Origin of the sequence: Anaerobutyricum hallii DSM 3353 (genome assembly GCF_000173975.1) — a bacterium.
In the GTDB taxonomy this organism is placed as follows: Bacteria; Bacillota; Clostridia; order Lachnospirales; family Lachnospiraceae; genus Anaerobutyricum; species Anaerobutyricum hallii.
In genome coordinates this window covers 22,460-30,755 of record NZ_ACEP01000122.1, presented here as the reverse complement: position 1 = coordinate 30,755, position 8,296 = coordinate 22,460, and the positions used below count along the sequence as shown (strand labels likewise).

Annotated in this window: 7 protein-coding genes; all 7 read right to left on the bottom strand. The window is 38.3% G+C overall.

What is annotated here, in order from left to right; translation table 11 throughout:
- Positions 1 to 46 precede the first annotated feature (46 nt).
- Complete coding sequence (locus EUBHAL_RS12185) at positions 47 to 976, bottom strand: ROK family glucokinase (RefSeq protein WP_022170746.1); 930 nt, start codon at positions 974 to 976, stop codon at positions 47 to 49.
- Between the two features lie 186 nt (positions 977 to 1,162).
- Positions 1,163 to 2,200 carry a [FeFe] hydrogenase H-cluster radical SAM maturase HydE gene (gene hydE, locus EUBHAL_RS12180; RefSeq protein WP_005350256.1) on the bottom strand — a complete coding sequence of 346 codons (1,038 nt, stop codon included), beginning with the start codon at positions 2,198 to 2,200 and terminating at the stop codon, positions 1,163 to 1,165.
- Between the two features lie 35 nt (positions 2,201 to 2,235).
- A complete protein-coding gene (locus EUBHAL_RS12175; RefSeq protein ID WP_005350253.1) occupies positions 2,236 to 2,430 on the bottom strand; it encodes a PspC domain-containing protein in 195 nt (64 codons plus the stop codon).
- 68 nt (positions 2,431 to 2,498) lie between these two features.
- Positions 2,499 to 4,130, bottom strand: a complete 1,632-nt coding sequence (locus EUBHAL_RS12170) for a D-alanyl-D-alanine carboxypeptidase family protein (RefSeq protein WP_005350250.1) — start codon at positions 4,128 to 4,130, stop codon at positions 2,499 to 2,501.
- Between the two features lie 53 nt (positions 4,131 to 4,183).
- Positions 4,184 to 4,984, bottom strand: a complete 801-nt coding sequence (locus EUBHAL_RS12165; protein ID WP_005350246.1) for a zinc dependent phospholipase C family protein — start codon at positions 4,982 to 4,984, stop codon at positions 4,184 to 4,186.
- Positions 4,985 to 5,122: 138 nt separating this feature from the next.
- Positions 5,123 to 6,385, bottom strand: a complete 1,263-nt coding sequence (locus EUBHAL_RS12160; protein WP_005350243.1) for a DUF1015 domain-containing protein — start codon at positions 6,383 to 6,385, stop codon at positions 5,123 to 5,125.
- The gene (locus EUBHAL_RS12155) at positions 6,372 to 8,228 is read right to left on the bottom strand and encodes an ABC-F family ATP-binding cassette domain-containing protein (RefSeq protein ID WP_005350240.1); all 1,857 of its coding nucleotides are present in this window, start codon (positions 8,226 to 8,228) and stop codon (positions 6,372 to 6,374) included. Before EUBHAL_RS12155 ends, EUBHAL_RS12160 begins: the two co-directional genes overlap by 14 nt.
- Positions 8,229 to 8,296: the final 68 nt, after the last annotated feature.

The window sequence follows — 8,296 nt, the reverse complement described above, 5'->3', positions numbered from 1 at the left end:
AGATTATTTCTTACGGGCGTCTCCTTTGCCTGCGGCAACTCAGAATTTAAAGCACCTGTTTTGCTGCACCATAAATTCCCGCATCGTTTCCGAGAGTTGCCAGTGTAATTTTTGTTTTCTGATTTCCATAGAATGCATGATCATAGAAATATTTTCTTACAGTCTCTAAAAGAATATCTCCTGCTTTTGACACACCCCCGCCAATGACGAATACAGCAGGGTCAACGGTTGCTGCTAAATTTACTAATGCCTGTCCAAGATATGCACCAAATTCTTCCGTAATTTCTAAAGCCGCTGCATCTCCTGCTTTTGCTGCATCAAATACTTCTTTTGCAGTGATTTCTTTTCCAGTTAAAATACTGTTTTTCGTATTTTTCTCAAAATATCTCTTAGCCAGACGGACAAGCCCGGTTGCAGAAGCATATTGTTCAAGGCATCCTTTTCTTCCGCATCCGCAAGCCTCTGTCTCATCATCTCTTACTGTGATATGTCCGATTTCTCCACCTGCTCCGTGAGCTCCGACTACCGCATGACCATCAATGATGATACCGCCGCCAACGCCAGTTCCAAGTGTTACCATGATCAAGTCTTTTTCTCCTTCTCCGGCACCCTTCCACATCTCACCAAGAGCTGCTACGTTGGCATCATTTCCAATAACACATGGGAAACCTGTGAGTTCTTCCAATTCTTTTTTGATTTCTTTTGCCATCCAGCCGACATTTGCGGCACGTTCAATGGCTCCGTTTTTATCTACAGGTGCCGGCACTCCTACTCCAATGCCACAGATTTCTTCGGCTTTAAGAAGTTTTTCAGCAATTTTTCCCTTAATTGCCTCTGCAACATCTGGCAGAATACGTTCTCCTTCGTTTTCTGTGTAAGTCTTAATCTCCCATTTATCAAGAAGTTCTCCTTCTACTGTGAAAAGACCAAGTTTTACAGTTGTTCCTCCAACATCCACTCCAAAACAATATTTCATCATGCTCCCCTTTCTTTTTCTACTTATTGCAATTATAAATTTATAATTGCAAATAAAATTCGTTTTTTATATAGTATCACGAATTCGCCCTGCTTGCTTCCATTATAATATTAATTACTGATACATTTCTATCATTCTTCAAACATGCTCTAGTAACCAATATTAATCATGAAGCGGCTGGATGATCTAACCGATATAATCGCCTCTGTCCTCAACCAGTTCGTACCCGGCAGAACGCACTCGGGCAGACAGACAGTTTTTACATTTAGCTGCCTCATCTCCCGTACATATCTTGTTATCATAAAGCTCATACTGCTTTCGATTTTCTACTGGAGAAAGATTTGGCATTACTACGTTCGCTCCTGCACTAAGACCTTTTTCTCTTCCTAATGGATCTAACGTTCCAAGTGCTGTTGTTGCCGGAAGTAATACTTTCGGTAATAACAATCGAAGTACCGATAATAATTTTAATGTTAAATCTACGCTTCCTGCTTCTTCTTTTGCAAACTTTGTATCATGATGTGGAATAAACGGGCCAATGCCAACCATCTGTGGTTGTAATTCCTGCAAAAAGACTAAATCTTCTGCCAAATGTTCCCATGTCTGTCCCGGGGACCCCACCATAAATCCGGCACCCACCTGATAGCCAAGTTCCTTTAAATCATAAAGGCATTGTTTGCGATTAGAAAGATGCATACTTTCTGGATGGAGCATGTGATAATGTGATGTATTGGCCGTTTCATGGCGGAGCAGATAGCGGTCTGCTCCCGCTTCCTTCCATGCTTTATATATTTCTTTTGATTTTTCTCCGACTGATAATGTAATCGCACAATCTGGATGTGCTTTCTTTATCTTTTTTACAATATCTGCAATCCGCTCTTGCGTATACCACGGGTCTTCCCCACCTTGTAATACAAAAGTACGAAAGCCTAACTTTTCACCATTTGCACAACATGCAAGAATCTCTTCTTCACTAAGGCGATATCGTTCTACATTACGATTATCTCTTCGTATTCCACAGTAATAGCAATTGTTTTTACAGTAATTTGTAAACTCAATCAGTCCTCTTGTAAATACTTTTGTTCCATAATACTGTTTGCGTACTTTGACAGCTTCCTCTTTTAAATATTCCATGACTTCAGAATTATTAAATAATGAAAATAATTCCAGACATTCTTCTTTCGTTAAGGAATGCGTCTCTACAAGTTTTTTTGAAATGTCCATTTCTTTTCCTCTAAATTACTAGTTCCACTTTATCATTAATAATACTCTGGCTCATCTGGCATAATAAGCGCTGCAACAATATAAAATAATACACCGGAACCTCCTGCTAATGTAAAAAGAACAACGAGCAGACGAAGGATTGTCGCATCAATTCCGAAAAATTCTGCAAAACCTCCACAAACACCACATATTTTTCTGTCTAAAGATGATTTATAAAGTTTTTTCCCCATAACTTATTACCTCTTTTTATTTCATTTTCTGTTTTATTTTTTTACTTTTTTCTTTTTTGTCTCTGTTATTACTTCTTTTTTTGTTTCTGTGTGGCTGTTGTTGCCTGTGAAGCATTTTCTTTTGGCTTGGTCCCTTCTGTTATCTGCTCCGCATCTTTTTTCGGCTGTTTTTCTTTGGCTGCCTTTCGCTCTGCTTCTGCTTTTTTTGCTGCTGCCTCTGCATCCTGCGCTTCTTTTTGCTCTTTTAAGCTATCACTCCACTTTTTATTAAATGTCGTATAGGACATAGCTGGCAGTGTGATTGTTCCGTCTTTTCCCGGAATCTGGCGAACTTCTGCAATCTGTGTCTGTGCATGATCTGCAAGATAGTTCATCTGATAATCAGCAAGTTTATCCGCAATCAACAATGCCTGCCCTCTTGTAATACGCTGATTGGCTGTTTTGCAGGAATCATCTACTGCTAATGCACCCGATGCAAAGGAAGCATAAGCTTCTTTTGCTGTTTCATCCATTGTATCTATACTGCTACAGGAAGCCAGCACTTCTTCTGCCTTTTTATCCGATATAGTTACTGGATATAATTCCTGAAGAAGCTGTGCAAAACGAGTAGTCGTTACAGTTCCATTTTCATTTTCGGAAACAAAAGCAGATAAGGTTGCATTATCTTTTAAAGAATCAATTGCTTCGAGCATTGTTCCAAGCTGTTTTCTTGTAATTGCCTTGTTTGGTGCAAACAGACCGTCTTTCTGCGCTGGATAACAGTGAAGTGCAGAATATTCGCTATAAACTGCGCCGTACTTTTGGGAACTTCTCACATCGTAATTACTTGGTGTCAGGGTAAGTTTACCCTTTTTATAATTGTTAAATGCGTAATCAAACAGGCTTCTTATAGAAGCAAATGTACTTTCTTTACTGACATTTCCAAAGTAGGCACAAATCAGTTCGTGTCCTTTATAATCCGCTGCTGTTGCAATAAATACATGACCTGCTGCATTGGTAGTGCCGGATTTTGAACCGATAATTTTATATGTATCACGGTCATAATAAGCCATTCCTTTCAAAAACCAGTTTGTTGTATTAACATACATTCCGCCTTTTTGTGTGGAATAATGTGCCTTTGAAACAGCACTTCGAATTAATGGTATTGCCATTGCGTAACGGCATATTTTAGCCATTTCCTTTGCACTGGCATAAGTTTCATTATATCCTGCGCCAATATCAGAACCAACCGGATTATCAAAATGGGTCTTCTTTAAACCAAGTTCTTTACATTTTTCGTTCATTGCTTCTACGCAGGCCTTTTTAGAACCAAAAACACCAACTGCCAGAGAATCTGTCGCATCTGCTGCAGAAGACATCAAACTCATATGTAATAAATCTTTAAAAGTATAGTTTACTCCTGCACCAATTCCTAAGCTGTATGTACCCGGCGTTGTGCGGTATACAACATCAGACTTTGTCTTTATCACAGAGTTTACATTTCCCTTTTCTACACAAACAATCGCTGTCATAAGCTTTGCTGTACTTGCCGGATAAATCTTTTTATTTGCATCCTGCCCAAAAAGAACTTCCCCAGAGCCTGCATCCATCACCACATAAGCATGGCATTGTTTCTTCGGTGCTTTCACTTTTGCCTGTCCCTGCAAAGGCAGGGCAATAAACAGCAACAGTAAAAGTATTCCTGTTAATTTCTTTTTCATATCGCCTCTCCTTTTTAATTTTCTCTTAAGTTTAATGATTTTCCAAACACACTCTAAGAAAAGTTTCTGGACAATCTTCTCTCCTTACAAAAAGACATATCCATACTATGTAACGCCTTATAAAGCTTTATTATCATCTCCACACAAAGTTCCTGACTGTCGTTATAGAGTTCCCAGAGATGTTTACAGGTTTCTGCATCCGCCGGATTGATTTCTTTTGGAATAAAATGATGATGCAGATCTAATTCTGGACTGACATATCCGCCAATCACTGTTGTAATCGCTCTCTTTACTCCAAATCCAGAACGGAAAATATAATTGATCACCAGTTTCATATGAAAAAGACTGACTTGTATCTGTTTCGCAGACTTCTTAAAATATGGTGCAATTACGGCGGCAATCTCTTTTTTATCCTTTATATGGCAGGCTCTCTTATAATGATTTAGATTTCTGCCATCACGCTGCATCACCTCAAAATCCCAATCTGTCTCTATCTCTGTATGACTGATTCCCGTTTCCTTTATGCGCTTTCTTACATAAGGATGGCAGGAACTGTCCAGAATAAAATGTGTCATAAATCCAGCAAGATAGGCAAATGCCTCATTCCTATTTTTCTGTGCCTGAAACACCTTAAATGCCCGTTTAAAAAACTCTCTGGCAGGTTCGTGATGTACTTTTACCCCATACTGATTTACTTTATTTTTACAATAAGAATGATAATAAAACAGAATATCCGGACCATGTACGCCAATATTATAGTATTCGATATATGGTTCTATTTTTCTTTGTAATTCTTCGGGAAGTTTATGAAAAACTTCCTGTCCATAGGCATAATGTGTATATGTTGTCGGCATAACATCATCTCCTTTTCTTGAGTAAACTGACTATTGTGACACCTTAATTCCAGTAATGTATTACCGGAGATTTTCGCAAAATTTTTCTTTCTGTTATTATAATCACTACAGAATTTAAAATCAAACGTATCTGTAATACTATTTTCTTATTTTGCGGCATTCGGTATAGTAACGTTTATCCTGTGCATGTCCCATAGAAAATGTCTTTCTCGGTAATGCTCCATCATGAATTACTGTAGGGAACAGTTCTTCCTTTCCCATATCCGGTAAAATAAATCCTATGCTGTCTTTTTCCCTGGCAAGGCTTTCTACTACCTCTTCTCCATGAATGTAATCAATCTTTCCGCCATTGTGTGCCAGATATCCATCAAGAAATCTCTGCAGGCTTCCTACTGTTAACTTAGACGTTGGACGTTCAATAACACATTTCTTTTTCTTTCCATTATAAATAGTATAGAAGGTCTGCCCTTTTCCTTCTTTTTTAATATGTAAAGCCGCATTCATCTTGCTTAATAAATCTTCTACATGAACACCGGTAACAATTCGGTGAATCGCCTCAAACTGAAGAGCAGGGCTGTGAAGATTTACAACCTCTACGAGCGCATATCTCGCTGGGTGCTCCGACAGATCTTCATCTGGATGTGCAGCCTTTAACTGTTCATAGTATGCTTTAGCAGCTGCAAGTGAATGATTGCCATCTCCAACTGCAAACAAAAGAACCGGACGGTCTTTTACATGATATTTATCGGCAAAACACTTTGGATCTGCCAGGAATGTAAGTGCTTTTTCAATCCGTTTCTTTTCCTCTTTTCCAAGAAGATAGCCACATAGATGTCCGCCGCCCATCATAAGGTCAAAATCATATAAAAGTGGAAGATGTTCCTTTTCCTGCTCACACGGTTCTATGACATGCTTTCCCGCATCATCTACAAGTAGCATAACGTGTGGAAGTTCCACTACCGCATTGTTACGAATCTCCACTCTGGCTGGAATTCTTTCTGCTACCGTTGCCTCTGTTGCTCTTATAAAAGATGTACTCTTTTTGCTATAATCGTACTGTTCCAAATCAATCTTTCCAACAATACCTGCGCGAACATTCCCAACACTGTCTGTCCGCTCTACATAAATCATCGCATCTTTATATTCTGTAAAAACCTTTTCATGCAGATACTTATTCATAGAAGCCTCAATATTTTTAAGTTGCTCCTCATGATTTTCCTGTTCCAAATATACTTCCGGCAAAATCATATCGAGAGTAGAGGGACTATCACCGGCAAATTTCTTTACCTCTTCCCAATATTCCGGCTCACTGGTAAACTGGTCACAGGCAATAACAGACCACTTCTCCATATTTACTTCTTTTCCAGGCAGTAAAATATCTGCCTCTTTAAATGTTTTCATTATTATTCTCCCTCTTTTGTGCTTCTATTTTTTCAGCAAGATCATTTAAATATACCCACCGTTCCATTTTATCAGAAAGTTCGGCTTCCGTCTTTTCTTTTTCTTGCATTAATTCATTCAATTTTATGAAATCGGTCGCACATTTGCTGATTTGTTCTTCTAACTCTGTAATTTTTTCTTCTAATTTCTCAATATCCTCATCAATTGTCTCAAATTCTTTCTGTTCCTTATAAGAGAATTTCAACTTCTTTTCTTTATTTTTAGAAGCAAGCCACTGTTCTCTTCCTTCTTTCTTCTTCTCATTGCTCTTTTTAATATGAAGCCCGGAACCAGAATCCACACTGTCAATGGAATCCGTCTCAATTCTTCCTGATTTTTCCTGATATTCTGTATAATCACCCTCGTAGACTACAATATTTCCATTTTCAAAAGCAGCAATACGGTCAACTGTTCTATCAAGGAAATAACGGTCATGAGAAACGGTGATGACAATTCCCGCAAATTCATCAAGAAAATCTTCTAAAACCCGAAGTGTCGCAATATCAAGATCATTTGTCGGCTCATCAAGTATTAAAACGTTCGGAGACTGCATCAGCACTTTTAAAAGGTATAATCTTCTTCTTTCACCACCAGAAATCTTAGCAATCGGCGTATACTGCATATCTGAACTGAAAAGGAAACGTTCTAACATTTTTGATGCACTGACCAGTCCCTCGGAAGTTCGTACATATTCTGCTGCATCTTTAATGTAATCAATAACTCTTTCTCTTTCATCCATTACTTCACATTCCTGTGCAAAGTAACCAATTTTTATTGTCTCTCCCCATTCAATCGCTCCAGAATCTTCCTGTTCTAAATCTGCTAAAATCTTCATCAATGTGGACTTTCCACAGCCATTATGCCCGACAAATCCAATTCGTTCAAATCGTTTAAATATATAGGAAAAATGTTTAAAAAGTACCTTGTCTCCATATGCTTTTGAAATATCATAAAGTTCAATCGTTTTTTTTCCAAGTCTGGTTCCAACAGATCCCATCTCTACCTGCTTTGCTGTCTTTGGGGAATCCATCGCTTTTAACTGTTCAAAACGCTCTAAACGTGCCTTTTGCTTTGTCGAACGTGCCCTTGCCCCACGCATTACCCACTTTACTTCACTGCGGAGAATACTTTGTCTTTTTCTTTCTGAGGCAAGCTCTCTTTCCTCTCTCTCTGCTTTCCGTTCCAGATAACCAGAATAATTTTCATCATAATAATAAACTTTGCCACCTTCTACTTCCCAAATATGATTCGTTACCTTATCAAGGAAATAGCGATCATGCGTTACCATTAACAGTACACCACGAAAACTTTTAAGATAATTCTCCAGCCAGTCAGACATCTTATTATCCAAATGGTTCGTAGGCTCATCTAAAATCAAAATATCTGGCTTTTGCAATAAAACTTTACAAAGCGCGGCCCTTTTCTTCTGTCCACCGGAAAGATTTTTAATTTTCTCATCAAAATTCTCTAATTCTAATACAGTAAGCATCGCCTTCGCATCACTCTCATAACCATAGTCATCTTCTATTTTCTTTCCTTCACAGACATACTTTAAAATACTGCTCTCTTCATCAAACTCAGGATTTTGCCCCATCCAGCCAATCGTCATACCATTTGAGAAAATAATTTTTCCCTCATCTGCTTCTTCCTCGCCCGCGATAATTCGAAGAAGTGTTGACTTACCGGTCCCATTAATGCCAATAATTCCAATTTTATCCCCTTCATCTACACTGCAGGATAAGTCTTCCAAAATCATCTTATCCCCATATAATTTTGAAATATGCTCTACGTTTATTACACTCATAGTAAACTCCTATTTTTTAACTTTTCTGCGATAACAAAAAAAGCTGAAAACCACAAAGGTCTTCAGCT

What these genes read in the sequence shown, in the direction of transcription:
- EUBHAL_RS12165 (WP_005350246.1), bottom strand. Translation starts at nt 4,984, where the DNA reads ATGCCGACAACATATACACATTATGCCTATGGACAGGAAGTTTTTCAT.
- EUBHAL_RS12160 (WP_005350243.1), bottom strand. Translation starts at nt 6,385, where the DNA reads ATGAAAACATTTAAAGAGGCAGATATTTTACTGCCTGGAAAAGAAGTA.
- hydE (WP_005350256.1), bottom strand. Translation starts at nt 2,200, where the DNA reads ATGGACATTTCAAAAAAACTTGTAGAGACGCATTCCTTAACGAAAGAA.
- EUBHAL_RS12185 (WP_022170746.1), bottom strand. Translation starts at nt 976, where the DNA reads ATGAAATATTGTTTTGGAGTGGATGTTGGAGGAACAACTGTAAAACTT.
- EUBHAL_RS12175 (WP_005350253.1), bottom strand. Translation starts at nt 2,430, where the DNA reads ATGGGGAAAAAACTTTATAAATCATCTTTAGACAGAAAAATATGTGGT.
- EUBHAL_RS12170 (WP_005350250.1), bottom strand. Translation starts at nt 4,130, where the DNA reads ATGAAAAAGAAATTAACAGGAATACTTTTACTGTTGCTGTTTATTGCC.
- EUBHAL_RS12155 (WP_005350240.1), bottom strand. Translation starts at nt 8,228, where the DNA reads ATGAGTGTAATAAACGTAGAGCATATTTCAAAATTATATGGGGATAAG.